20 protein-coding genes are annotated in these 22408 nt (G+C 67.6%); 11 read left to right on the plus strand and 9 right to left on the minus strand.

Features of this window, described 5'->3' with window-relative positions; genetic code table 11:
• Nucleotides 1-8: 8 nt before the first annotated feature.
• Genes QW863_RS21290 through QW863_RS21310 form a run of 5 tightly spaced genes read right to left on the minus strand, consistent with a single transcriptional unit; the run spans nt 9 to nt 3559 of the window.
• Nucleotides 9-785 (minus strand): TSUP family transporter, encoded by a 777-nt coding sequence (locus tag QW863_RS21290; protein ID WP_315717293.1) that lies wholly within the window; start codon nt 783-785, stop codon nt 9-11.
• On the minus strand, nt 782-2032 hold the full coding sequence (locus QW863_RS21295; protein WP_315717294.1) for a CCA tRNA nucleotidyltransferase: 1251 nt from the start codon (nt 2030-2032) through the stop codon (nt 782-784). The genes QW863_RS21290 and QW863_RS21295 overlap by 4 nt, the downstream gene beginning before the upstream one ends.
• Nucleotides 2029-2292, minus strand: coding sequence for a DUF6111 family protein (locus QW863_RS21300; RefSeq protein ID WP_315717295.1), 264 nt, complete (start codon nt 2290-2292; stop codon nt 2029-2031). The genes QW863_RS21295 and QW863_RS21300 overlap by 4 nt, the downstream gene beginning before the upstream one ends.
• Nucleotides 2289-2948, minus strand: coding sequence for a CoA pyrophosphatase (locus QW863_RS21305; protein WP_409977949.1), 660 nt, complete (start codon nt 2946-2948; stop codon nt 2289-2291). Before QW863_RS21305 ends, QW863_RS21300 begins: the two co-directional genes overlap by 4 nt.
• Before the next feature lie 8 nt (nt 2949-2956).
• Nucleotides 2957-3559, minus strand: coding sequence for a DUF1285 domain-containing protein (locus QW863_RS21310; RefSeq protein ID WP_315717297.1), 603 nt, complete (start codon nt 3557-3559; stop codon nt 2957-2959).
• A 264-nt stretch (nt 3560-3823) separates the two neighbouring features.
• On the opposite strand from QW863_RS21310, the gene QW863_RS21315 reads away from it, so the two are divergent.
• From QW863_RS21315 to QW863_RS21345, 7 genes are all read left to right on the plus strand, one after another.
• Nucleotides 3824-4822, plus strand: a complete 999-nt coding sequence (locus tag QW863_RS21315; protein WP_315717298.1) for a MoxR family ATPase — start codon at nt 3824-3826, stop codon at nt 4820-4822.
• A complete protein-coding gene (locus QW863_RS21320; RefSeq protein WP_315717299.1) occupies nt 4822-5778 on the plus strand; it encodes a DUF58 domain-containing protein in 957 nt (318 codons plus the stop codon). Before QW863_RS21315 ends, QW863_RS21320 begins: the two co-directional genes overlap by 1 nt.
• A complete protein-coding gene (locus tag QW863_RS21325; protein ID WP_315717300.1) occupies nt 5775-8597 on the plus strand; it encodes a DUF4159 domain-containing protein in 2823 nt (940 codons plus the stop codon). The genes QW863_RS21320 and QW863_RS21325 overlap by 4 nt, the downstream gene beginning before the upstream one ends.
• Nucleotides 8598-8599: 2 nt before the next feature.
• Entirely contained in the window at nt 8600-8746 is a 147-nt protein-coding gene (locus QW863_RS21330; protein WP_315717301.1) for a hypothetical protein, read from the plus strand.
• Nucleotides 8743-10806: a hypothetical protein gene (locus QW863_RS21335; RefSeq protein WP_315717302.1), complete on the plus strand. Its 2064-nt coding sequence runs from the start codon at nt 8743-8745 to the stop codon at nt 10804-10806. Before QW863_RS21330 ends, QW863_RS21335 begins: the two co-directional genes overlap by 4 nt.
• Nucleotides 10807-10993: 187 nt before the next feature.
• The gene (locus tag QW863_RS21340) at nt 10994-11365 is read left to right on the plus strand and encodes a DUF2946 family protein (protein ID WP_315717303.1); all 372 of its coding nucleotides are present in this window, start codon (nt 10994-10996) and stop codon (nt 11363-11365) included.
• Between the two features lie 158 nt (nt 11366-11523).
• Nucleotides 11524-13851, plus strand: coding sequence for a TonB-dependent receptor (locus QW863_RS21345; protein WP_315717371.1), 2328 nt, complete (start codon nt 11524-11526; stop codon nt 13849-13851).
• A gap of 137 nt (nt 13852-13988) precedes the next feature.
• On the opposite strand, the gene QW863_RS21350 is transcribed toward QW863_RS21345, so the two are convergent.
• Nucleotides 13989-14501, minus strand: coding sequence for an N-acetyltransferase (locus tag QW863_RS21350; RefSeq protein WP_315717304.1), 513 nt, complete (start codon nt 14499-14501; stop codon nt 13989-13991).
• Between the two features lie 250 nt (nt 14502-14751).
• Here QW863_RS21350 and QW863_RS21355 point away from each other — a divergent pair, with 250 nt between their 5' ends.
• The 4 genes from QW863_RS21355 to QW863_RS21370 all read left to right on the plus strand — a co-directional run bounded on the left by QW863_RS21355 (nt 14752) and on the right by QW863_RS21370 (nt 19541).
• Complete coding sequence (locus tag QW863_RS21355; RefSeq protein WP_315717305.1) at nt 14752-16152, plus strand: ethanolamine ammonia-lyase subunit EutB; 1401 nt, start codon at nt 14752-14754, stop codon at nt 16150-16152.
• Nucleotides 16149-16931 carry an ethanolamine ammonia-lyase subunit EutC gene (gene eutC / locus QW863_RS21360; RefSeq protein WP_315717306.1) on the plus strand — a complete coding sequence of 261 codons (783 nt, stop codon included), beginning with the start codon at nt 16149-16151 and terminating at the stop codon, nt 16929-16931. Before QW863_RS21355 ends, eutC begins: the two co-directional genes overlap by 4 nt.
• Nucleotides 16924-18330 (plus strand): ethanolamine permease, encoded by a 1407-nt coding sequence (gene eat / locus QW863_RS21365; protein WP_315717307.1) that lies wholly within the window; start codon nt 16924-16926, stop codon nt 18328-18330. Before eutC ends, eat begins: the two co-directional genes overlap by 8 nt.
• Nucleotides 18331-18479: 149 nt before the next feature.
• Nucleotides 18480-19541 (plus strand): AraC family transcriptional regulator, encoded by a 1062-nt coding sequence (locus tag QW863_RS21370; RefSeq protein WP_315717308.1) that lies wholly within the window; start codon nt 18480-18482, stop codon nt 19539-19541.
• A 16-nt stretch (nt 19542-19557) separates the two neighbouring features.
• On the opposite strand, the gene QW863_RS21375 is transcribed toward QW863_RS21370, so the two are convergent.
• From QW863_RS21375 to QW863_RS21385, 3 genes are all read right to left on the minus strand, one after another.
• The gene (locus QW863_RS21375; RefSeq protein WP_315717310.1) at nt 19558-20730 is read right to left on the minus strand and encodes a M20 aminoacylase family protein; all 1173 of its coding nucleotides are present in this window, start codon (nt 20728-20730) and stop codon (nt 19558-19560) included.
• A 78-nt stretch (nt 20731-20808) separates the two neighbouring features.
• Nucleotides 20809-21741 (minus strand): glycosyltransferase family 2 protein, encoded by a 933-nt coding sequence (locus QW863_RS21380; RefSeq protein ID WP_315717311.1) that lies wholly within the window; start codon nt 21739-21741, stop codon nt 20809-20811.
• Between the two features lie 49 nt (nt 21742-21790).
• Nucleotides 21791-22312, minus strand: a complete 522-nt coding sequence (locus QW863_RS21385) for an NUDIX domain-containing protein (RefSeq protein ID WP_315717312.1) — start codon at nt 22310-22312, stop codon at nt 21791-21793.
• Nucleotides 22313-22408: the final 96 nt, after the last annotated feature.

Consider the following 22408-nt stretch of genomic DNA (forward strand, 5'->3'; position numbering starts at 1 on the left):
CCGAAAGGCTACGCCGCCGGCAGCAGATGCCGCACCGCCGATGCGATCATCACGCCGCCGCCGGTGATGACGGCGGCGTCGAGGATGGCGGCGTGGATGTGCACCGGCATGCGGGCGACGAAGGCCTTGGCGAGGAACGCGCCGGGCACCGCGACCGCGCCGATCAGGAGCGCGAACGCCAGCACCTGCACGGTGACCACGCCGGCCAAACCAAACACCGAGATCTTGATGACACCCGTGGCCACCGAGATCATCGCGTCGGTGGCGATGACCGCGGCGCCTTCGAGGCCGGCGGCCATCAGCAGCGACAGCAGGATCACGCCGGAGCCGGAGGTGCCGCCGACCAGCACGCCATAGCCGACCGCTCCGGCAGCAAGCCCGCCATTGCCGATCCTGACCTCGCGCTTGCGCAGGATCCGCCGCAGCGGAACGCTCATGATGAGCATCGTGCCGATCACGAACGCCGCGCCGGCATTGGTCAGTCGCGTGTAGCCGTAGGCGCCGAGCGCCGTCGTGAGCGCGGCTGCCGCGATGACGATTCCGGCGCGCGTACGGTCGGCATGGCTGATATAGGCGACGACACGGCTGAGATTGGTGAGGATCGCCGAGATCGCGATGATCGGCACGACCGGCTCGGCCCCGACCATCGGCACCAGCACGAGCGGCATGAGAGCGCCGGTGCCGTAGCCGGCAAGACCACCGATGATGGAAGCGAATAGAGCGACGGAAGCGACGAGCAGGAGTCGCAGCAGCGAGATGTCGGCAAAACCTGCCAGAAAATTCATGAACGTCCGTCGCGGTTGACGCGCGCCGCCGCCTGATCGGCGATCGCGTTCAGCGATGCCTCGTCGAGCGGGAAGTCCGCCGCCAGCCAAGCATCCTCTGCGAGGGTGAGCACATGACCGAGAAGCGGCCCTTCCGCAACCCCGCGCGCGATGAAATCGGCCGCCTTCAACGGCAATTTCGGCGGCGTGAAGCGCTGCGGCAACAGCGCACGCTCGCGCCAGCGCCGGTCGTCGCGATCGCGCGCCCGCGCCCAGCCGAGCATCAGCCGGTCGCGATAGACGGTCTCGCCGAGACGATACAGCAGACGCCGGACTCGCGCCTCGTCGGCGGAAGCGAACCGCCACCAGCGATGGCCCATGCCGTCGAGCGCCTTGGTCTCGGCGTTGGAGAGCTTCAGCCTGACGCCGAGACGGCGCGCATCCTCGGTCACGGCGACCGCGAGCGCCGCGAGACGGCGGACCGCGCTCGGCGAAAGCTCCAGCTCGCGCTCGATGCCGATCATCGCGGCGAACGGACCGAGATAGGCGACGCCGCCGAGGATCGCCGTCAGCAACCCGCCATCCGCCATCGCCGTGACCGCGCCGACCGCGCCGTCGGTGACGAGCAGCTTCAGCATCTCCATGCGCACGCGCTCGGCTGACAGCGTGGCGAGCCCGGCACGGCCGGCGATGCAGGCCAGATAGCCCTCGCAATCGGGGGCGCCGTGACCGAACGCTGAATGGATGCGGAAGAAGCGCAGGATGCGCAGATAGTCCTCGGCGATGCGCTGGGCGGGGTCGCCGATGAAGCGCACGCGGCGCTGGGCGATGTCGGCGAGGCCGCCGACGTGATCATGCACCACGCCATCGGGCCCGACGGAGAGCGCGTTGATGGTGAAGTCGCGCCGGTGCGCGTCGCCGACCCAGTCGCGGCCGAACTCGACCTTGGCCTTGCGGCCGAAGGTCTCGGTGTCCTCGCGCAGGGTCGTGACCTCGAACGGATGGCCGTCCAGCACCAGCGTCACGGTGCCGTGGTCGATGCCGGTCGGCACGCTCTTGATCGACGCCGCCTTGGCACGCCGGAGCACCTCCGCCGGCAGCGCCGTGGTCGCGATGTCGATGTCGCCGATGGCGATGCCGAGCAACGCATTGCGCACGGCGCCGCCGACCACCCGTGCTTCCTCGCCATCGCAATTGAGCAGCGCGAGCACGCGCGCGGCGGGACCGGACGAGAGCCAGGGCGCGTGCAGCACCCGCGCGTCGATCATTTCTCGACCCCTGGAACGAGCCTGCCGTTCTCGACATGAGCGGGGACGTAGGTCGAACGCGGCGGCGCGCCGGAGAACTCGGCGAGCAGGACCAGACTTGCAATCACCAGCACCAGCGCCGCCACCGTCAATTTTGTGGTCAGATGAAAGGGCCAGTTGGCCGGCACCAACAGCCCCGATTTGGTCGCGAGCAAGAACAACACATAAACCGCAAAAGGAATGAGGAAAATTCCGATTTCCGTCAATACGCCACGGATCATGGCCGACCGATCCGCTCGTACAACACCCGAAGGATGCCCGCTGTCGCGCCCCATATGTAGCGCTCGGCGAACGGCATCGCGTAATACGAACGCTCCATGCCGCGAAACTCCTTGGAATGCAGCTGGTGATTGGCGGGGTCCATCAGGAAGGCCAGCGGCACCTCGAAGGCGTCGTCGACCTCGCCCTCGTTGATCTTGAGCGTGAATCCCGGCCGCACCCGCGCCACCGTGGGCAGGATGCGGAAGCCGAAGGCGGTGCCGTAGACGTCGAGATAGCCGATCGGGTCGACGAAGCTGCGGTCGAGCCCGATCTCCTCTTCGGCTTCGCGCAGAGCGGCATCGAGCGGAGAGGCATCGGTGACGTCGATCTTGCCGCCGGGAAAGGCGATCTGTCCGGCATGGCTCGAGAGGTTCGGCGAGCGCTGGGTCAGGAGAACGGTCGGCTCGGGGTGGTCGACCACCGGGATCAGCACCGCCGCGGGGCGGATCGGCTGCTCGCGGGAGATGATCTCGAGCATGCGGTCGGTGCCGGAATCTCCACTGGCCGGAATGACGTCCGGATCCAGCAGGGCCTGCGGAACATCGAAGCGCAGCCGCGCGCGGCCCCGCGCGAAGAAATCGGCCGAACTGAGTTCAGCGGTCCTGTTCCTCACCATGGGCTGGTTCAAAGCGCCGCCCTCACCTCTTCTGCGTCGGCCATGGGGAAGAACGCGCCGCCCGACCCCACGCCGAACATCACATGACCATCGATCATCCGCTCCTCACCCATGTCAACAAGCTCGTAGTACAGCGCCCGCGTCACCTTGGCCCAGAGATCGGCTCGCACATGCAGATAGGGCGTCAGGCCGCCGCTCTCGCCGGGCTCGAAGCGCAGCCGGTGCTCGGCATCGCACGCGACCCAGTCGTCGACATTGGTGCGGAAATGCAGCAGCGGCCCGCGCGCATCGCTCTCCGTCCGCATTTCTACGGCCGTGAAGGGGGCATCATCGACGCGGATGCCGACCTTCTCCACCGGCGTGACCAGAAAATAGCGGTCACCCTCGCGCTTGAGGATCGTCGAGAACAGCCGCACCAGCGCCGGCCGCCCGATTGGCGTGCCCATGTAGTACCAGCTACCATCACCGGCGATTCGCATGTCGAGATCGCCGCAGAATGGCGGATTCCACAAATGCACCGGCGGCAGTCCCTTTGCGGATGTGCCAGCCTGCGTTGCCGCCGACGTCAGCCGATCGAGTCCGTTGTCGGTGGTCTGCCCTTGCTTCGCCATGGTTTGCCTTGAGTTTGCGTCCACCTTGGCACGATTGGTGCAAGATTCCATCGCCGTCGTCTGTGCAAAAGTTCCTGGCGGCCCTGCAGGTCATGTAAGGTCGCCATAACGTGATGCCGTCAATACCCCGTAATGCCGATAATATGGGGATAGTTTAACTCAACGAATACAGCGCCTTCGCATAGGTTGGCATCCGCTTCCCGGCAAACTGGAGCGGAACGTCCGTCCGAAAGTTCAAGATGCGGGGCAGAAGGAGCGACGGAAATGGCTGAGAGTGCCGAGAAGCTCGAGGATGCGATCGTCCGGTCGGCCGAACAGGTCTCCGGCCAGATCCGAGCGGCAAAGGATGCGATCTCCGGCGTCATCTTCGGCCAGGACCGCGTGGTGGAAAACACGTTGGTGACCATCCTGTCCGGCGGCCACGCGCTGCTGATCGGCGTCCCCGGCCTCGCCAAGACCAAGCTGGTCGAGACCTTGGGCGTGACGCTCGGCCTCGATGCGAAGCGCATCCAGTTCACGCCGGACCTGATGCCGTCGGACATTCTGGGCGCTGAGGTGCTGGACGAAAGCGCCGGCGGCAAGCGCTCGTTCCGCTTCATCGCCGGCCCGGTGTTTGCGCAACTCCTGATGGCCGACGAGATCAACCGCGCCAGCCCGCGCACGCAGTCGGCGCTGCTGCAAGCCATGCAGGAGCAGCACATCACGGTTGCAGGCGCCCGCCATGACCTGCCGAAGCCCTTCCACGTGCTCGCGACCCAGAATCCGCTGGAGCAGGAAGGAACCTATCCGCTTCCCGAGGCTCAGCTAGACCGCTTCCTGATGGAGATCGACGTCGACTATCCCGATCGAGATGCCGAGCGCCGCATCCTGTTCGAGACCACCGGCGCCGAGGAGAGTGCCGCCAAGGGCGCGATGACGGCCGATGCGTTGATCGCTGCGCAGCGGCTGGTGCGGCGGCTGCCGGTCGGCGATTCCGTGGTCGAGGCGATCCTGTCGCTGGTGCGCTCGGCGCGTCCCGGTCCCGAGGCCGGAGAGGCCGGCAAGCTGATCGCCTGGGGCCCCGGTCCCCGCGCCAGCCAGTCGCTGATGCTCGCGGTGCGCGCCCGCGCGCTGCTCGACGGCCGGCTCGCGCCCTCGATCGACGACGTGCTCGATCTCGCCGAGCCCGTGCTCAAGCACCGCATGGCGCTGACCTTCCCGGCGCGCGCCGAGGGACGCACCATTCCGGACGTGATCCGGCAATTGAAGAGCCGGATTGGCTGATGGCCGCAGCGACAGGGCACGCCGACAAGGAGATTCTCGCGATACGGCGTGCCGATGGCGAAAGCCGGACGCTGGCATCGTCGCTGCCGCGGCTGGTGCTGGAAGCCCGGCAGATTGCCGCCAACGTCATTCATGGCCTGCATGGAAGGCGCCGCGCCGGCTCCGGCGAAAGCTTCTGGCAGTACCGACGCTTCGTCTCCGGTGAGCCGTCGCAGCGCGTCGACTGGCGCCGCTCCGCGCGCGATGACCATCTCTATGTCCGCGAGCAGGAATGGGAGGCCGCGCACACGGTGTGGATCTGGCCGGACCGCTCGCCGTCGATGGCCTTCGCGTCGAAGGGCGCGCGCGACAGCAAGCTCGAGCGCGCCCTGATCGTGACCTTCGCCCTGGCCGAGTTGCTGGTGGCCGGCGGCGAACGCGTCGGCATTCCCGGCCTGATCAATCCGACCGGGAGCCGCAACGTGATCGACCGCATTGCGCAGGCGATGCTGCATGATGAGACGATCAGGCCGAGCCTGCCGCCCTCCTTCGTCCCGTCCGCGCTCGCCGAGATCGTCGTGCTGTCGGATTTCTGGTCGCCGATCTCCGAGATCAGCACCATGCTGGCCGGCCTGTCCGCGTCCGGTGCACACGGCACGATGGTGCAGGTGGTCGATCCGGCCGAGGAGACCTTCCCCTATTCGGGCCGCATCGAGTTCGTCGAGCCGGAAGGCGGCGAGGTGATCACGGCCGGCCGCGCCGAGAGCTGGGCGCAGGACTACGTCGCCCGCGTGGCGCTGCATCGCGACCAGATCCGCGCCGAGACCGGCAGGCTCGACTGGCTGTTCACAACCCACACCACCAGCCGCTCGGCCGCCGAGTTGCTGCTGTTCCTGCATGCCGGCATGACCACGGCCAAAGGTAGCGCGCGCGGCGGCGTCAAAGTGGGCGCTGGCCCCGGAGGGCTCGGCGCATGATGGGCCTGCCGCTGTCGTTCGCCGAACCGCTGCTGCTGACCGGTCTCGTCAGCCTGCCGGTGCTGTGGTGGCTGCTGCGGGTGATGCCGCCGCGGCCGCGCCGCATCGAGTTTCCGCCGACCCGGCTGTTGTTCGACATCACGCCCAAGGAAGAGACGCCGTCGCGCTCGCCCTGGTGGCTCACCCTGCTGCGGCTCGTGGCGGCGGCGCTGGTGATCTTCGCCGCAGCCGGTCCGATCTGGAATCCGCGCACCGAAGCCGTCGGCAGCAAGGCGCCGCTGGTGCTGCTACTCGACGACAGTTGGAGCGCGGCCGCAAGCTGGGACACGCGCATCAGGGCCGCCGACGAGATCATCGCCAACGCCGATGCCGACCGCCGCGGCGTCGCGCTGCTGCCGCTGTCGGAGCCCGCGCGTGACCTCACCTTGATGCCGGCCGGTGCTGCGCGCGTCGCGCTGCGCCAGATCGCGCCCAAGGCCTACACGACCGAGCGCGCCGATGCGCTGCCGCAGCTCGATCGCTTCCTGAAAGCGACCGGCGATGCCGAGATCATGTGGTTCTCCGACGGCGTCGATCCCGGCCGCGGCAGCGAGTTCGTGGGGGGTCTCGCCAAGACGATCGGCGACCGCAGCCTGACCGTGTTCGAAGGCGGCACGCCCTCGCCGCTGGCGCTCGCCGGCGCCGAGAACGCGGCCGCCAAGATGACGGTGAAGGTGCTGCGGGCGGATCTCTCCGTTCCGGGCGGCATCGTGCGGGCGCTCGATGCCAAGGGCTCGCCGCTCGGCGAGGCACAGTTCAGCTTTGCCGCCGGCGCGCACGACGCCGAGGCGAGCTTCGACCTGCCGGTCGAGCTGCGCAACGACATCACCCGGCTCGAGATTGCGGGCGAGCGCTCGGCCGGCGCCGTGCAGTTGCTCGACAAGCGCTGGCGCCGCCGCGCCGTCGGCATCGTCTCCGGCGCCACCAGCGACACCGCGCAGCCGCTGCTCGCACCGACCTTCTATCTCACCCGCGCGCTGTCGCCATTCGCCGATCTCAGGCTGGGCGATCGCGGCGCCCCGCAGCAGGTCATCACGCAGTTCCTCGACCAGAAGGTGCCGATGATCGTGATGGCCGACGTCGGCACGCTGTCGCCGGAGCTGCGCGACCGTCTCAACGGCTGGATCGAGAATGGCGGCGTGCTGGTGCGCTTCGCCGGCCCGCGCCTGGCGCAGGGCGACGACGACCTCGTGCCGGTGAAGCTGCGCCGCGGCGGCCGCACCCTGGGCGGCAGCCTGACATGGGAGAAGCCGCAGCACCTGGCCGCGTTCGCCGCCGACGGCCCGTTCGCCGGCATCACTGTCCCGAAGGACGTCACCGTCAACCGCCAGGTTCTCGCCGAGCCCGACGCCGTGCTGGCGACCAAGAGCTGGGCGTCGCTGGAGGACGGCACGCCGCTCGTCACTGGTGAGCATCGCGGCAAAGGCCTGATCGCGCTGTTCCACGTCAGCGCCGACATGCGCTGGTCCGATCTGCCGATGTCCGGCGCCATGGTCGAGATGCTCCGCCGCATCGTCGACATGTCCGGCTACACCTCGACGCCGGGCCCAGGTCCCGCGGGTGAGACCGCCAAGGCCACGCTGGCGCCGCTGCACATCCTCGACGGCTTCGGCGCCTTCGGACCGCCGCCTTCGACCGCCAAGCCGCTACCGGCCGATTTCAACGACCGGGCTTCGCTGGATCATCCGCCCGGATTCTATGGCCCAGCCGAGGGACCCACCGCAGTGAACACGCTCAGCCCCGCCGATCGCATTCTGCAGCTCGACACGGCAGCGCTGCGCGCCAACCGCGCCAGCTACACCACCGCCGAGCCGCGCGATCTCCGGGGCATCCTGCTGTCGACCGCACTGCTGCTGTTCCTGATCGACGCCGTCATCGTCGCCCTGCTCGGCGGCGTGCTGGCCGCGTTGGCAAGACGACGGCGTGCGGCGCCCGCGGCCATCGCGCTTGCGGTGCTGGCAACCGGCGCCCTGCTCGCGGTCGCGATGCCGACGCCCGCACGCGCCGACGCCGCCAGCGATGATTTCGCGATGCGCGCAGTGTCACAGACGCGGCTTGCCTATGTCGTGACCGGCAATGCCGACGTCGATTCCATCGTCAAGGCCGGGCTGACCGGGCTGACCTTGTTCCTGGCGCAGCGGACCGCGCTTGAAGCCGGCGATCCCGTCGGCGTCGATCCCGCGCATGACGAGCTTGCCTTCTTCCCGCTGATCTACTGGCCGATCGTGCCGGGCGTGCCGAAGCCGCCGCAGGACGCGATCAACAAGATCGACGCCTACATGAAGCAGGGCGGCACGGTGATCTTCGATACCCGCGACGCCGTCGAGGCTCCTCCGGGCGAGAACGGCGCGCAGCAGACCCCGGGCATGCAGTCGCTGCGCGAGATCCTGTCGTCGCTCGATGTGCCCGAGCTCGAGCCGGTGCCGCGCGAGCACGTGCTGACCAAGACGTTCTACCTGCTGCGCGACTTCCCCGGCCGCTTCACCGCGGGCCAGACCTGGGTCGAGGCGCTGCCGAAAGATGAGGACGAGGACAGCGCCTCCCGTCCGGCGCGTGGCGGCGACGGTGTCTCACCGATCATCATCACCTCCAACGATCTCGCCGGCGCCTGGGCCATCCGCCCCGACGGCCAGGCCATGCTGCCGATGGTTCCGGGCGAGCCACGGCAGCGCGAATTCGCCTTCCGCGCCGGCGTCAACATCGTGATGTACACGCTGACCGGCAACTACAAGGCCGACCAGGTGCACGCGCCGGCGCTGATCGAACGGCTCGGGCAGTGACAATGCGCGTCGTCGCTCTCGATATCGCAACAACAATGGTTGTCATGGCCGGGCTTGACCCGGCGATCCACGAGCAGCGACGCAGGCTGCGCGACGTGGATGCCCGGCACGAGGCCGGGCATGACGACAACTGCGAGTTTGCCTCATGAACTACGGCATCGCGTTCACACCTCTGGTTCCGCCGATCGTGCTGTGGCTTGCGATCGGCGCGATCGTCGTCATCGCCGCGCTCCTGTTGCTCGGCCGCTCGCGTTCGGCCTGGATCCGCGTCACCGCGCTGGCCTTGATCGCGCTCGCGCTGGCCAATCCGCAGTTCACGCGCGAGGACCGCGAGCCGCTGAGCTCGGTCGCCGCCGTCGTGGTCGACAAGAGCCCGAGCCAGAATTTCGGTGACCGCAACAAGCAGACCCAGGCGGCCCAGGAGTCGCTGGTCGACAGCTTGAAGAAGATCAAGGGCCTCGAGGTCCGCGTCGTCGATGCCGGCCAGGCCGACGGCGAGACCGACGGCACGCATCTGTTCAGCGCGCTGACCTCGGCGCTGTCGGACGTCCCCGTCGATCGGGTCGCGGGCGCCTTCATGATCACCGACGGCCGCGTTCACGACATTCCCGGCAACGTGGCCGCACTCGGCTTCCAGGCTCCGCTGCAGGCCCTGATCACGGGCCAGAAGGCCGAGCGCGACCGCCGCATCGCGATCACCGCCGCGCCGCGCTTCGGCATCGTCGGCCAACCGCAGACCATCAGCTTCCGGCTCGACGACCAGGGCGTCAGCGGCGCCAGCGCGAAGGTCGTGATCCGCCGCGACGGCGAGGTCATCAGCGAGCGCACCTTGACCAGCGGCCAGGCCGCCAATGTCGACGTCGACGTCAAGCACGAAGGCCAGAACATCGTCGAGATCGAGGCCTCGCCGCTCGACAACGAGCTGACCCTCGTCAACAACCGCGCGGTGGTCTCGATCGATGGCGTCCGCGACAAGCTGCGCGTGCTCCTGGTGTCTGGCGAGCCGCATTCGGGCGAGCGCACCTGGCGCAACCTTTTGAAGTCGGACGCCAGCATCGATCTCGTCCACTTCACGATCCTGCGGCCGCCGGAGAAGCAGGACGGAACCCCGATCAACGAGCTGTCGCTGATCGCTTTTCCGACCCGCGAGCTGTTCCAGCAGAAGATCAACGAATTCCAGCTGATCATCTTCGACCGCTATGCCCGCCAGGGCGTGTTGCCGATCGCCTATTTCGACAACATCGCGCGCTATGTCAGGAATGGCGGCGCGGTGCTGGTCTCGGCCGGCCCGGACTACGCCTCCAACACCAGCATCTGGCGCACACCGCTCGACTCGGTGCTGCCCGCCGAGCCGGTCGGCGTCACCGAGAAGCCGTTCTATGCGCATCTGTCTGACGCCGGAAAACGCCATCCGGTGACGCGCGGCCTCGAAGGCTCGGGCTCCGAGCCGCCGCGCTGGAGCCGCTTCTTCCGCACCGTGGAGACGCGCAATGCGGTCAGTCCGCCGGTCATGACCGGCGCCGACGGCAAGCCGCTGCTGCTGCTGTCGCGCTTCGGCGCCGGCCGCGTCGCGCTGCTGCTGTCCGACCACATCTGGCTGTGGGCACGCGGCTACGAGGGCGGCGGACCGCATCTCGACCTGCTCCGGCGCATGTCGCACTGGCTGATGCAGCAGCCGGATCTCGACGAGGAAGCACTGCGGCTGCAGATTCAAGGCAAGGATCTCGCCGTCATCCGGCAGACGATGGGCGACAGCGTCCCGCCGGTGACCGTGACCTCGCCGTCGGGCCAGACGCGTGAGCTCACTCTGAGCCAGGGCGATCCCGGCGAATGGCGCGCGACCCTTCCCGCCAACGAGCTCGGCCTGTGGCAGGCGACCGACGGCACCTTGAAGGCGCTGATCAATGTCGGCCCGACCAATCCCAAGGAATTCTCGGAGGTCACCTCGACCACCGAAACCCTGAAGCCGCTGGCACAGGCGACGGGCGGCGATGCCCGCCGCATCGGCGACGGCTCGGGCATCGACATGCCGCGCATCGTCCCGGTGAGGTCATCGACCTTGTTCAGCGGCGACGGCTGGATGGGCGTGCGCATGCGCGATGCCAGCGTGGTCAAGGGCGTCGGCGTGCTGCCGATGTTCGCCGGCGTGGTCGGCCTCTTGCTGCTGCTCGGCGCGCTCGCCGCGACCTGGGTGCGCGAGGGACGCTGACACGAAGACACAAGCACGCACCACCGCGGCGCGCCACGTGGCGCGAAGGGCACAGCGACGGGGATTCCGACCACCGTTGCAGTGCACTGATTGACAGCTGTGAAGCTCCCTTGCGATGTTATATTGTAACAAAGGCTGAGCCTCTCAGCCGAACGGGGTGGCCTATTCATATGAGCCAGAGCTGGCGATGAGCTGGTTTCGCGCGAACATCAAGGATGTCTCGCGGCTAGCGCTGCTGGCGCTGGTGCTGCAATTCGCGCTCGCGTTCGGCCATGTGCATTGCCTCGCCGGACAAGCCCGGGACGGCGGCGGCATCTCCATCGCCGAGCGGCACACTGGTCCCTCTCCCGCTGACCAAGATCCCGATCAACAGCCGTCGCCGGATGGCTGTGCCATCTGCGCCGTCATGGCGATGGCGCAGTCGATCCTGCTGTCACCGGCGCCAGTTCTGACGCCTCCTGAAGCGGTCGCATTCCGTCTGCCCGATGCGATCACCGCCACTGTCGCGGCTGTCGTCATCGACACCGCCTTCCAGCCGCGCGCTCCTCCCACCGCCTGATCTGAGCCGCTCGAAACGCTGCCCTGCGCGCGAGCGCACGGCGGCCGCGTGAAGGAATGGGTCCGTCGCACGACGACGGCAGGCGCATCCCGCCGGCAACGAAAGACGTGGGACGCCTGATCAGGATCAGGAAGTGAAAGATGTTGTCGAGAGCCTTGATGTCGGGCTGCAGTGCCGCAGCCATGTTGTGCGCTTTGGGTGCGCCCGCGCGCGCTGACGATCCTGCGAAGCCGGCGGCCGAACTGCCCGAGGTCACAGTGACCGCACCGAGCCCGATCCGTGCCCGCAAGCCGGTGGTGCCGCGGCCCAATCCCACAGCGCGCGTGGCCCGGAGCGGCCCACGCACGCCGGCGCCCGCGCGCGAGGCACAGACCGCGCCGCCCCCGCCGCAACAGGGCGTGCTGCCTGTCGTCACCGACCAGTTCGCGACCGTCACCGTGGTGCCGAACGAGGAACTGCGCCGCTCCGGCGCCGCCACGCTCGGCGACCTTCTCAATTCGAAACCCGGCATCACCGGATCGAGCTTCGCGCCGGGCGCATCGAGCCGGCCGATCATTCGCGGCCTCGACGTCAACCGCGTCGGCATCGTCGAGAACGGCCTCGGCGGCGGCGGCGCCTCGGATCTCGGCGAGGACCATTTCGTCCCGATCGATCCGCTCACCAGCGACCAGATCGAGGTGGTCCGCGGCCCCGCGGCGCTACGCTACGGCTCGACCTCGATCGGCGGCGTCGTCAGCGCCACCAACAACCGCATTCCGCAGGCCCTGCCGACCTGTTCGACCGCGCCGTTCCAGACCTATGGCCTGCCGGCGAGCGCTCCGGCCGCGGGCAGCGCGCCTTGCGTTACCGTGGAAACGCGCACCTCGTTCAGCTCGGTCGACCGCGGCGTCGAGGGCGGCGTGCTGCTCGATGCCGGCGGCGGCAATTTCGCGCTTCATGCCGATGCCTACGGCCGCAAGACCGGCGACTACTCCATTCCCGGCTATCCCTATCTGTTCGACCAGACCCGCCCGGTGAACGGCCGGCAACCGAACTCCGCCGCGCAGAACGATGGCGCCTCGATCGGCGGCAGCTACTTCTTCTCAGGCGGCTTCGTCGGCGCCGCGATCACGCAGACCGATGCGCTCTACCACATCCCCGGCATTGGCGGCGCCGACAGCCGGACCCGGATCGATGCGCACCAGACCAAGATCACCGCGAAGGGCGAGTATCGCCCGGACTCCGCGGCAATCGACGCGATCCGGTTCTGGGCCGGCGCGACAGACTATCGGCACAATGAGCTCGGCCTTGCAGCCGTCACCGACCCGACCACCGATGGCGTGCGCCAGACCTTCACCAATCGCGAGCAGGAAGCGCGCGTCGAGATGCAGATGATGCCCGTCAATCTGCGCTTCGCCACCCTGACGACCGCCTATGGCGTGCAGGCCGGGCACCAGGAGCTGAATGCGCCGAGCCCCGACAATCCCGGCTCGGTGTTCAACGGCCTGTTCGGCCCCAACACCAACAACCGCGTCGCCGGCTATGTCTTCAACGAGTTCGCCTTCTCGCCCTCAACCAAGGCGCAGGTCGCCGGCCGGATCGAGCACATCGCGCTGAACGGCTCCACGCCGAACTTCCCGGTCGACTATCTGCCGGACGGCACGCCGCAGGCCAACATCGCCCGAAATCCGTCATACACGCCGAAGAGCGCGAGCGTCGGCCTGTTGCAGAACCTGCCGGGCGATCTGGTGGCGAGCGTGACCGCGCAATATGTCGAGCGCGCGCCGAAGCCAGCCGAGCTCTTCTCGCGCGGCGGCCATGATGCGACCGCAACCTTCGACATCGGCAATCCGAACCTGACCATCGAGACCGCCAAGACCGTCGAGGCCGGGCTGCGCAAGGCCACCGGCCCGTTCCGCTTCGAAGCCACTGCCTACTACACGCAGTTCAGCAACTTCATCTATCGCCGGCTGACCGGCGTGATGTGCGGCGACGATTTTGCCTCCTGCGGCACCACCGGCACCGAGCTGAATCAGGCTGTCTACTCGCAGCGCAACGCGCTGTTCCGCGGCTTCGAGTTCCAGAGCCAGTTCGATGTTGCTCCGCTCGGCAGCGGCATCTGGGGCATCGAGAACCAGTTCGACGTCGTCCGCGCCACCTTCGCGGACGGCACCAACGTGCCGCGGATTCCGCCGATGCGCGTCGGCGGCGGCCTGTTCTGGCGCGATGCCAACTGGCTGACCCGCATCAACCTGCTGCACGCCTTCGCGCAGAACGACATCGCGCCGATCGCGGAGACTCCGACGCCGGGCTACAACCTGCTCAAGGCGGAGGTCAGCTACCGGACCAAACTCGATGCGAACATGTTCGGCGCGCGCGAGATGCTGGTCGGCCTCGTCGGCAACAATCTGCTCAACGAGAAGATCCGTAATTCGGTGTCCTACACCAAGGACGAGGTGCTGCTGCCCGGCATCGGCGTGCGGATCTTTGCCAACCTCAAATTCTGATTCGAGGAGGGCGCAGAACGCGACCAATCTGCGCCCCCTCCTTCGTCATTGCGAGGAGCGAAGCGACGAAGCAATCCAGAGACGTGGGCGGAACTCTGGATTGCTTCGCTTCGCTCGCAATGACGGAGAGACCGAGATTACTTCGCGTAATCCCAATCGGGCCGGATCGCACCCTCGACGCCCTCGAACGCGCCCTCGATCAGTTCGTTCACCAGCAGCCGGTTGTAATCCACCGGTCCCGGCATGATCGCCCTGCCCTTCGGCACCGGCTTGAAGCCGACGCGCGCGTAGTAGGCCGCGTCACCCACCAGCAGTATCAAGCGGTGGCCCTGCGCCCGCGCGTCCACGACCGAGCGCTCCATCAGCATGCGGCCGATGCCGTGCTTGCGGAACGGCGGCTCGACCGTCAGCGGCCCGAGCATCAGCGCCTTGGTGTCGCCGACGCAGATCGGCAGTTGCCGCACCGAGCCGACCAGCAAAGTGCCGATATGGGCGGTGAACGACAGCGCGAGCAGATGATCGACATGCTCGCGCAAGCGGTAGGCGCTCAGCACGAAGCGGCCGGGGCCGAAGGTGCGCTCATGCAGCCGCTCGATCGCCTGCGCGTCGCCCGGCTTTTCGGCGGAGATCGTAATGGACAGGTCACTCATGTGGGGTGGCGAGATAGCATTCTGGAGCGGCGCGGTCCATGGCGGGCCGTCCACGTGTTGACAGCATTCGCCCGCCCCCGAGGGTCACCGATGCCAGTTTTCTGAGCATTCGCGCGGCGTGACCGAAGATTGTGCTAAGATGTCAAGTTTCCGGAGCCGCCCTCGCTTAACCTGTCCCAGCTCATGAGCGTTGTGGTCGCCATCGCGGCCGCTTGGACCGCTCTGACGCAGCACGAGCGGCAGGTCGAAGATGACGGGTGCGTTCCGGTCGCGCCATCGCGGCGAAACTCATGTGTTCGACGATCTCAAGACGCTGCTGGCCTGCGCCTCGCCGCGCCGCTCTGGCGATGAGCTGGCTGGCATAGCAGCCGACAGCGCCGCGCGGCGGGTGGCGGCGCGGATGGCGCTCGCCGACGTGCCGCTGCGGCGTTTCCTCGACGAGCCGCTGATTCCCTACGAGAGCGACGAGGTCACGCGCCTCATCCTCGACAGCCACGATGCCGCCGCATTCGCGCCCGTCGCGTCGCTGACCGTCGGAGAATTGCGCGAATGGCTGATGTCCTGGGAGGCGGATGCCAACCGGCTGGCCGCCCTCGCGCCGGGCCTGACGCCGGAGATGGTGGCCGCGGTCTCCAAGCTCTGCGGCAATGGCGATCTCGTCGCCGTCGCGGCCAAATGCCGGGTCGTGACCCGCTTCCGCTCCACCATCGGCCTGGAGGGGCGGCTGTCGTCGCGGCTGCAGCCGAATGATCCGACCGACGATCCCCAGGCGATCGCCGCAGGCACGCTCGATGGCCTGCTGTTCGGCATGGGCGATGCGGTGATCGGCATCAATCCCGCGACCGACAATGTCGAGGCCTGCATCCGCCTGCTCACGATGCTCGATGATCTCAGGCTCAAATTCGAGGTGCCGACGCAGTCCTGCGTGCTGAGCCACGTCACGACCTCGATCCGGGCGATCGAGAAAGGCGCGCCGCTCGACCTCGTCTTCCAGTCGATCGCCGGCACCGAGGCTGCCAATGCCGGCTTCGGCGTGACCCTGAAGCTGCTCGCCGAGGCGCAGGACGCAGCCTTGTCGCTGAAGCGCGGCACGGTCGGCAACAACGTCATGTATTTCGAGACCGGCCAGGGCGCGGCGCTGTCGGCCGACGCCCATCACGGCCTCGATCAGCAGACCGTCGAGGCCCGCGCCTATGCCGTCGCGCGCGTGTTTTCACCGCTGCTGGTCAACACCGTGGTCGGCTTCATCGGTCCCGAATATCTCTACGACGCGAAGGAGATCATCCGCGCCGGGCTGGAGGATCATTTCTGCGCCAAGCTGCTCGGCGTGCCCATGGGCTGCGATGTCTGCTACACCAACCACGCCGAGGCCGATCAGGACGACATGGACGATCTGGCGCTGCTGCTCGCGGCGGCCAACGTCAACTTCCTGATCGCCGTGCCGGGCGCCGACGACATCATGCTCAACTATCAGAGCCTGTCGCATCACGACGTGATGCGGCTGCGGCATCTGCTCGGCCGCCGCCCGGCGCCGGAGTTCGAGGCCTGGCTGGCGCGGATGGGCCTGCTCGACCAAAGCGGCCGCGTGCCGCCATTGCCGGGCAGCGCGCCTTCCGTAGTCCGGCTGATCGGCCAGGGAGCGCGGGCATGAGGGGCGATCCGTTCGACCTGCTGCGCGGGATGACGCGCGCCCGCGTCGCACTCGGCCGCGCCGGCGACGGGCTTCCGACGGCCGCGAAGCTGGAATTCCAGATGGCGCATGCGCTCGCGCGCGATGCCGTATGGGGCAAGGTCAATTTCGACGGCATCGCCGACGCGCTCGCGCCGCGGGAGGTGATCGAGGTCGCGAGTGCAGCACCGGACCGCGCCAGCTATCTGCGCCGGCCCGACCTCGGGCGCCGCCTCGCCGCGGAGGAAGCCGACAGGCTGACATCCGGTCCGTACGATCTCGTCTTCATCATTGCCGACGGGCTGTCGGCGGATGCCGTCGAAAACCATGCCGCCGCTGTCGTGATCGCCACCGAGGCGCGTCTGACGGGCCTGTCCATCGGCCCGATCGTGCTGGCTTCGCAGGCGCGCGTGGCGCTGGGTGACGATGTCGGCGCCGCGATGCGCGCACGGCTGGTCGCGGTCCTGATCGGCGAGCGTCCGGGTCTGTCGGCCGCGGACTCCCTCGGAGTGTATCTGACGCTGCACCCGGCCCCGGGCCTGCGCGACAGCGCCCGCAACTGCATTTCCAACATTCACGACCACGGGCTCTCGGCCGAGCGCGCCGCCGACAAGCTGGCCTGGCTGGTGCGCGAGGCGCTGCGGATCGGCGTCACCGGCATCGGCCTCAAGGAGGCGGCGCCGGATGCCGCGATCGAGACGACCACATCGTCATCCCAAATCACCCATCACAAGCAGACAGGAGCGACTGGACATGAGTGACGAGGCCAAACCGACCCTTTCGAAGAGCCTGACCGGACTCCATCTGTGGGGCATCGCGGTCGGGCTGGTGATCTCCGGCGAATATTTCGGCTGGAGCTATGGCTGGGACAAGGCCGGCACGCTCGGCTTCCTCGTCACCACGATCTTCATCGCGGTGATGTATACGACCTTCATCTTCTCCTTCACCGAGCTCACCACCGCGATCCCGCATGCCGGCGGACCGTTCGCCTATTCCTACCGTGCCTTCGGCCCGCTCGGCGGCTTCGTCGCCGGCTTCGCGACGCTGATCGAGTTCGTGTTCGCTCCGCCTGCCATCGCGCTCGCCATCGGCGCCTATCTCAACGTCCAGTTTCCGGCGCTGTCGCCCAAGACCGCCGCGCTCGGCGCCTATCTGGTGTTCATGGCCCTCAACATCGCCGGCGTATCGATCGCCGCGACGTTCGAGCTGTTCGTCACGGTCCTGGCGATTGCCGAGCTCCTGGTGTTCATGGGCGTCGTGTCGCCCGGTTTCTCCTTCGCCAACTTCGCCGCCAACGGCTGGGCCGGTGAGAATTCGTTCTCGCTGACGAGCATCGGCGGCATCGTCGCGGCGATCCCCTTCGCAATCTGGTTCTTCCTGGCGATCGAAGGTGCGGCCATGGCCGCGGAGGAGACCAAGAATCCGACCAAGACGATTCCGCTCGCCTACATCGCCGGGATTCTGACGCTCGTCGTGCTCGCCTTCGGCACCATGATCATGGCCGGCGGCGTCGGCGACTGGTCGAAGCTCGCCAACATCAACGATCCGCTGCCGCAGGCGATGAAGATCGTGGTCGGCGAAAACTCCGGCTGGCTGCACATGCTGGTGTGGATCGGCCTGTTCGGACTGATCGCCTCGTTCCACGGCATCATCATGGGCTACTCGCGGCAGATCTTCGCGCTGTCGCGCGCCGGCTTCCTGCCGGCCAAGCTCGCCGCGCTGCACCCGACCTGCCGCACGCCGCATTGGGCGATCTTGGCCGGCGGCGTGATCGGCATCGCCGCGATCTACTCCGACGAGCTCATCCAGTTCGCCGGGCAGACGCTGACGGCGAACATCGTCACCATGAGCGTGTTCGGCGCGCTCGTGATGTACATCATGAGCATGGCCGCGCTGTTCCGCCTGCGCGCCACCGAGCCCAACCTCATCAGGCCGTTCAAGGCGCCGCTCTATCCCGTGCTTCCGGCCGTGGCGCTGGTGTGTGCGACGCTCTCGCTGCTCACGATGATTTGGTTCAACCTGCAGGTGTTCGCGGCCTTCGTGGTGCTGTTCGCCGTCGGTCTGCTGCTCTATCGTCTGACGGCCGGCAAGCGCGGCAACGCGGCGAGTGACAACCTGCTCGACATCGCCTTGACCGAGGCCCGCGCCATGGCCGACTGATCCGCGAGGACTCGCGAGATCCAGGATCAAGGCAAGCCCTCCGCGTCCCTGCGCGGGGGGCTCTATCGATAGCCCGCTTCGGCAGGCACGTGACTTGCATAACTACGAGGTGTCAACCGACGGCGTACGTCCTCAAAGGCGAGGATTTCATGGCACAGCCTCCCGCAGCCGAACACCAGCATCCGCGCGACCGCAGCCGGAACATTCTGGCCGCTGCTGCGACCGGTGTCGCCGATTTCATCGCCCTGACGGGAGGCCGCCCCGAGGCGGTGTTCGAACGGGTGGGCATCGATGCCGAATGCCTCGGCCAGACCCGCCGCGCGCTCGACCTCGCCGACTACGTCGCGATGATGGAAGATGCCGCGCAGGAGACCGGTAACGACAATTTCGGACTGTGGTTCGGCCAGCGCTACCAGCCGCAGATGCTCGGCCTGATCGGCGAGATCGCACTCGCGGCGCCGACGCTGGGCTCTGCGATCGAGCATCTTGCGCTGTGGTTTCCCTGGCATCAGCAGGCGACCGAAACCCGTCTCACGCGCCATGACGGTTTGCTCCGGCTGGAATATCGCATTCTCGACGGCTCGATCGTCGATCGCCGGCAGGACGCCGAATTGACCATGGGCATGTTCGCGAACGTCTTCCGCGCCTGCCTGCCATCGGGCTGGGCGCCCGACATGGTGCTGTTCGAACATGCCCGGCCGGCTGCCTGGCGCGATCATGAGGCAGCCTTCGATGCCGACGTCGGCTGGTCACAAGGCACGAATGCGCTGGTGTTTCGCGACCGCGGCCTGGACCGCGCCATGCCCCAGGCCAATCTGTCTCGCCTGCAGCGGCTGACGACAGATCTTGCCGGTGTCGCCGGCTCCTGCGGCACGCCCGCGTTCCTCGATCTGGTCCGTGGCGAAATCCGGCGGCGGTTGTCGGCCGGCGCGCTTCATCTCGAGGAGGTCGCCGAGGCGCTGTCGACCACGTCGTGGACGTTGCAGCGCCGGCTTGCCGAGTTCGGCGCCACCTTCTCCGACCTCGTCGAGGTGACGCGGCTCGACCTCGCCCGCCACTATCTGCGCCAAGCGCATCTGCCGCTCGGCGACGTCGCCTTCCTGCTCGGCTATTCCGAGGCGTCCGCATTCTCCCGTGCGTTCTCGCGCTGGAGCGGCTGCAGCCCGCGGCAGTGGCGCCAACGGTCATTGCAGGCGACCGCTCGCAGCTAGCGCCACGCCGCCGGCATCAATCGGCCGGCATCGTCTTCTCGACCAGCCGCACCCAATAGGACGCGCCGTGGCCGAGAATGTTGTCGTTGAAGCGATAGGCCGGGTGGTGGCAATCCTTGCCGTCGCCCATGCCGAGGAAGACGAAGGCGCCGGGACGGGCCTGCAGCATGAAGGCGAAATCCTCGGCCCCCATCAGCGGCGGCGCATTGTCGACCACCCGCTCCGCGCCGACAACGTCGCGAGCGACGTCAGCGGCGACGCCGGTCTCGCGCGCATGGTTCATCGTGATCGGGTAGAGCCGCGTGTATTTCGTCGTCGCCTCACCGCCATAGGTGCGGGCGATGCCGTCGGCGACCTCGGCAATGCGGCGCTCCACCAGGTCCTGCACCTCGGGATCGAGCGTGCGCACGGTGCCCTTCAATTCGACGGTCTCCGGAATGACGTTCATCGCCTTGCCGGCCTCGACGACGCAGATCGAGATGACCGCCGACTTGATCGGATCGACGTTGCGCGACACGATCGACTGCAGCGCCGTGATGATGTGCGCGGCGATCAGCACGCTGTCGACCGCCTTGTGAACGCCGGCGCCGGCATGACCGCCCTTGCCGCGGACGGTGATCTCGAGCTGGTCCGATGATGCCAGCATCGGACCCGGCCGCAGCGCGAACACGCCTTCGGGCACGCCCGGCGCATTGTGCAGACCGTAGACCTCCTGGATGCCCCAGCGGGTCATCAATCCATCGTCGACCATCGCCTTGCCGCCGGCGCCGCCCTCCTCGGCGGGCTGGAAGATCACGATCGCGGTGCCGTCGAAATTGCGCGTGTCGGCGAGATGCTTGGCGGCACCCAGCAGCATCGCGGTATGGCCGTCATGGCCGCAGGCATGCATCAGGCCCGGCGTCTTCGACGCATAGGGCACGCCCGAGGCTTCCTCGATCGGCAGCGCGTCCATGTCGGCGCGCAGGCCGATGGTGCGACCTGAACTGGTCCGACGGCCGCGGATGACACCGACCACGCCGGTGCGCCCGATGCCCGTCACCACCTCGTCACAACCGAATTCGCGCAAGCGCTCGGCGACGATGCCGGCGGTGCGGTGCACCTCGTACATCAACTCCGGATGTTCATGGAAATCATGGCGCCAGGCGGCCATGTCGTCGGCGAGCGCGGCGATGCTGTTGAGGATGGGCATGGAGGCGGTGTTCTCGTTCAGGACATTGACGCCCGAACCATGACCGGAACGGCGGACGGACACAAGCTTCCGCCTGCATCAGCCCTCGATCGGGGCGTGTGACAGGTAGGCCAGCAGCTTCATCTCGCGGCGGCCGCGGGTGACGGTGTCGAGCACCAGGCCCGACGAGGCCGACAGCAACGCCATGATCATCAGGCCCATCGACAACACGGCGGTCGGCAGCCGCGGCACCAGTCCAGTCTCGATATAGGTGACGAAGATGGGAATCGCGAAGCCGATCGAGACCAGCGCGAGGAAGATGCCGATCGCGCTGAAGAAGCGCAGCGGCTTTTCCGAACGATAGAGCTTCAGGATCGTGCCGAGGATGCGGAAGCCGTCGCGCCAGGTGTTTAGCTTGGAGACGGACCCTTCGGGCCGCGCGTAGTATGGCGTCGCGAGCTCAGCGACCGGCAGCGCCAGCTCCAGCGCATGCACGGTCAGCTCGGTCTCGATCTCGAAGCCGTCGGAGAGCACCGGGAAGGATTTGACGAAACGGCGCGAGAATACGCGGTAGCCGGACAGGATGTCCTTGAAGGCCTGGCCGAACACCTCGGCGAGGAAGCTCGTCAGCATCCAGTTGCCGGTGCGATGGCCCATGCGGTAGGCGGCCTGCTCCTGGTCGACGCGCAGACCCACCACCATGTCGAGCCGCTCGCTCACGAGACGCGCAACCATGCCGGGCGCGCTCGGCGCGTCATAGGTCGCGTCACCATCGACCAGCACGTAGATGTCAGCATCGACATCGGCGAACATGCGCCGGACGACGTGACCCTTGCCCTGCCGCCGCTCAGAGCGCACCTCGGCGCCGGCCGCGCGCGCGACCTCGATGGTGCGGTCCTTGGAATTGTTGTCATAGACGTAGACGGTGGCCGTCGGCAGCGCCTGCTTGAAATCGCGGACCACGGTGGCGACCGCGGCCTCCTCATTGTAGCAGGGCACCAGCACGGCGATCCGCATCGAAGGTGATATCATCGACCCCTCTCCCACGGGACGGGAGACTGCCCTCATTCGGTGCAGAAATTCATAATGATCCGGCGGCAACGTGCTGTTCCGGCCGCCAGGTGGGAATGATCTTAACGCCGTCTAGCACCTCGCGCAGGCGGGACAGCGTGCCGAGCGTGGTTCCCTCCGGCAGCGCGTCGCGGGCGAAGAAGCCGGTCTCCACGATCTCGAGGTTCGGCTCCGGCGGCCGGTCCTGCGTGAACCTTTTGATAACGAAGACGGCGACGTGGTCGCGCGGCGAGACGTGGCCGTTGAGGAAGATGCCGTGCAGCTCCGGCTCGCCTTCGAGCGCGATCCGGCCCTCCTCGAACAGCTCCCGCGTCAGTGCCTCGATGAACGTCTCGCCGACCTCGACGCCGCCGCCCGGCAGGTGCCAACCCGAGACATAGCCGTGCCGGACCAGGAACACGCGGTTCTCGGCATCCAGCACCACGCCGCGGACGCCGAGCGTCATGCCGCGGGCGAAGCGCCAATAGAGGTGGAAGCCGCGCCGGAGCGCGGGCTCGAGCCGGATCCGCAGCCGGCTCAGATATGTCGTCATCGCTGTCGTCGTCCTGGTTGTTCTTGCGCTCGCTGGCAGGGCTTGTCATGAGAGCCGGGCACCACGAGGGATAGCACGAGATGACATCTGGGCGCG

Origin of the sequence: Bradyrhizobium sp. SZCCHNR1017 (genome assembly GCF_032381375.1) — a bacterium.
In the GTDB taxonomy this organism is placed as follows: Bacteria; Pseudomonadota; Alphaproteobacteria; order Rhizobiales; family Xanthobacteraceae; genus Bradyrhizobium.

Bases quoted from the DNA above. Each gene is read 5' to 3' on its own strand.
- QW863_RS21380 (WP_315717311.1), bottom strand. From the start codon at position 21,741: ATGATATCACCTTCGATGCGGATCGCCGTGCTGGTGCCCTGCTACAAT.
- QW863_RS21355 (WP_315717305.1), top strand. From the start codon at position 14,752: ATGACGGGTGCGTTCCGGTCGCGCCATCGCGGCGAAACTCATGTGTTC.
- QW863_RS21330 (WP_315717301.1), top strand. From the start codon at position 8,600: ATGCGCGTCGTCGCTCTCGATATCGCAACAACAATGGTTGTCATGGCC.
- QW863_RS21295 (WP_315717294.1), bottom strand. From the start codon at position 2,032: ATGATCGACGCGCGGGTGCTGCACGCGCCCTGGCTCTCGTCCGGTCCC.
- QW863_RS21315 (WP_315717298.1), top strand. From the start codon at position 3,824: ATGGCTGAGAGTGCCGAGAAGCTCGAGGATGCGATCGTCCGGTCGGCC.
- QW863_RS21340 (WP_315717303.1), top strand. From the start codon at position 10,994: ATGAGCTGGTTTCGCGCGAACATCAAGGATGTCTCGCGGCTAGCGCTG.
- QW863_RS21350 (WP_315717304.1), bottom strand. From the start codon at position 14,501: ATGAGTGACCTGTCCATTACGATCTCCGCCGAAAAGCCGGGCGACGCG.
- eat (WP_315717307.1), top strand. From the start codon at position 16,924: ATGAGTGACGAGGCCAAACCGACCCTTTCGAAGAGCCTGACCGGACTC.
- QW863_RS21385 (WP_315717312.1), bottom strand. From the start codon at position 22,312: ATGACGACATATCTGAGCCGGCTGCGGATCCGGCTCGAGCCCGCGCTC.
- QW863_RS21320 (WP_315717299.1), top strand. From the start codon at position 4,822: ATGGCCGCAGCGACAGGGCACGCCGACAAGGAGATTCTCGCGATACGG.
- QW863_RS21305 (WP_409977949.1), bottom strand. From the start codon at position 2,948: ATGGTGAGGAACAGGACCGCTGAACTCAGTTCGGCCGATTTCTTCGCG.
- QW863_RS21290 (WP_315717293.1), bottom strand. From the start codon at position 785: ATGAATTTTCTGGCAGGTTTTGCCGACATCTCGCTGCTGCGACTCCTG.
- QW863_RS21345 (WP_315717371.1), top strand. From the start codon at position 11,524: ATGTCGGGCTGCAGTGCCGCAGCCATGTTGTGCGCTTTGGGTGCGCCC.
- QW863_RS21375 (WP_315717310.1), bottom strand. From the start codon at position 20,730: ATGCCCATCCTCAACAGCATCGCCGCGCTCGCCGACGACATGGCCGCC.
- QW863_RS21300 (WP_315717295.1), bottom strand. From the start codon at position 2,292: ATGATCCGTGGCGTATTGACGGAAATCGGAATTTTCCTCATTCCTTTT.
- QW863_RS21325 (WP_315717300.1), top strand. From the start codon at position 5,775: ATGATGGGCCTGCCGCTGTCGTTCGCCGAACCGCTGCTGCTGACCGGT.
- QW863_RS21335 (WP_315717302.1), top strand. From the start codon at position 8,743: ATGAACTACGGCATCGCGTTCACACCTCTGGTTCCGCCGATCGTGCTG.
- eutC (WP_315717306.1), top strand. From the start codon at position 16,149: ATGAGGGGCGATCCGTTCGACCTGCTGCGCGGGATGACGCGCGCCCGC.
- QW863_RS21310 (WP_315717297.1), bottom strand. From the start codon at position 3,559: ATGGCGAAGCAAGGGCAGACCACCGACAACGGACTCGATCGGCTGACG.
- QW863_RS21370 (WP_315717308.1), top strand. From the start codon at position 18,480: ATGGCACAGCCTCCCGCAGCCGAACACCAGCATCCGCGCGACCGCAGC.